The following is a 2,178-nucleotide window of genomic DNA, read 5'->3' on the forward strand; positions in this document are numbered from 1 at the left end:
CTGCCCGGCGCTGGAACGATAGTCCACAGCGGCTGCGCTGCCTGCGCTGCTGGCCATAGCAGATAGAGTAACAAACCAACCAGTATCCTGCTCATTAATGTGGTGTTTTTATTATTTTTTTTCATCAGTTCTATCCTTATGTTACGTGAGTGAAATTCAACAATGCTCCATGAGCATAATCATTGGTGGTTTTGGCTCTATCCCAATTAAGGGGGCACTTTAATCAAATTAGTCTAAATTAAGTCCTTGATTTGACGATTAAAATAAGATTAAAGTGCCGAAGTCCAATCTTATCCTAAATTTACCTGGATTTACCATAGTGAAAGTTAGTGGTTATCCCATTAATATTAGATGTAGTGTATCAACGAAAAGCGCGGTGTTCCCATTGTAAAAGCAAAGAGTGCGAAACTCGTGTATTAGAAGTGATAGTCATTTTTTGGAAACACTGAAAATGAACGTAAGTGGGGCATTGCTTCGCTTAAAGTTAAACCAAAATGAATTTGTAGTTCGATCAATATTTTTGCAATGGGATTTGCTAGCTGTGCGGAAATATCTTCTGGTAAATGAATCGTTTTTGAGTGGTATTTCTGGTTTTTAAGCCCTAGATTTTTGTTGTTAATATCTGGGATCGTATGTTCAATTTTTTGAAAAAAATCACGGATAATGATCATATACTTCATTATGGTTGATGGTTTGATGCGCTCTTTTTGCCAATGTGCAACAAGGCATTGAATATGTTCGTTAGTGACGGCATGCCATTTTGGTGGAACATGACCTATATGGAATAAATCACGACGAATCATTTTGTGCAACACAAAATAACGGTGCTTTTTGGCACGGTATGATCCCGTGTGATCATGATGGCAATAATGATCGACTTGTTGTCTGAGTTGGTTTTTTCTCATCTATATAACCTCTAAAACTATTTGCCCTGATATTGGTTTAGTGTTGGTAGAACGGTCTGCAAAGCTGCAGTACCAGGCATGAAGCCTCAAGGCTCAGTTCAGGGGCAAATCAGTTTTAAACTACAAACTTATATTGACCTGATAACATCGGTACTACTCAGTTTTTTGGGGATGGCTTCCTTATGTTTAAATGGTTTTAAAGTACAACAATGTCTATACGAATCATTGCTACGCATAGGGCAATACAGAAGTGGTATTGTATGGTTCAATTCTTTAAGAATTACATTGCGTTGACTGCAATGAGTCCTGCAAAGTGCTGCAGGTGTTGTTGTGTTCCCGATTGATCGTTCTGCCACAAGATTAAGGGAATGAGAGTGGCTATTGCATAAGACCTATCGAGGTTTCGCCGGAATTGCGCTGGACTCATCAGTTATGCTTAATAGCAGATTAGCAAAACGATTTGTGTTGGACAAGGGGATTTAGATGATTATTTTGAGCAATCTCGTTGCACGCGATTGCTCAATCAGGAGTAGTACGTTGAATTTATTTGAAAATTTCGCAGCTCTTTGGCTGCGTCACTGTGGATAAATTCACAGTGACGCAGATGAGCCACTTATAAATATTTCTCCATTACAAAATTAGTCAGCGTCACGTTAAAATGCAGGAATTTTTACTTATCATGATTGCTAGAAAAGAAAATTAATTATTACCGCTATTGGACTTATCAATCACACAGAGGGTTTGACTTGCAGCGCAAACCCTATCTCAAAGTGTAAATTTTTATTGAAATCAATAAGATAATAAAATAAGATGAAAAGGTTGTATGTTTTAATCTTATTTAAAAAGCGCTGATAGTAAGGATTGGTACTCCTAACTACCAGCTAAGCCACAACAATTACTTTATGGGAGTAAAATATCATGACCTACGTCATTATTATTCATTTTTGGAATAATTTTCAATGTTTATCTAGCCGAAAGGCCCTAGATTCGCCACCTTCAGGTTAATTTCAGACCAATTTGACTAATGCGCTGCTGTATGTGCGTAGGGAGTCATACGTCTTTAAAACACCAAACGGGGGCATAACCTAATTTTGCCCCTGCCTTTACCTGTCTTTAAAAAAAGAGAACATCATGTCAGAAAGGAAGCAAACAGAATTTTATCAACTAAAATCCCAATCCTTCTTTAAAGGTTTTGCTCAGCGCTATTTAGCCTATCTAGGTAATTACAATCCTAATAAAACACAGTTGACCGAAATGATGGATTTACTATCCC

Annotated in this window: 1 protein-coding gene and 1 pseudogene; one reads left to right on the top strand and one right to left on the bottom strand. The window is 37.6% G+C overall.

Translation table 11 applies throughout. The features are described 5' to 3' along the window. Positions 1 to 274 precede the first annotated feature (274 nt). Positions 275 to 401: pseudogene (locus WA877_RS00955) on the top strand (ISL3 family transposase); the annotation flags it as partial. A 15-nt stretch (positions 402 to 416) separates the two neighbouring features. Here WA877_RS00955 and WA877_RS00960 read toward each other — a convergent pair. Continuing rightward, positions 417 to 905 (bottom strand): hypothetical protein, encoded by a 489-nt coding sequence (locus WA877_RS00960; protein WP_425169072.1) that lies wholly within the window; start codon positions 903 to 905, stop codon positions 417 to 419. Between the last annotated feature and the right edge of the window lie 1,273 nt (positions 906 to 2,178).

The sequence above is a fragment of the Legionella sp. genome (genome assembly GCF_049790535.1).
GTDB lineage: Bacteria > Pseudomonadota > Gammaproteobacteria > Legionellales > Legionellaceae > Legionella.

Coding starts and splice junctions, on each gene's coding strand:
- WA877_RS00960 (WP_425169072.1), bottom strand. CDS start 905: ATGAGAAAAAACCAACTCAGACAACAAGTCGATCATTATTGCCATCAT.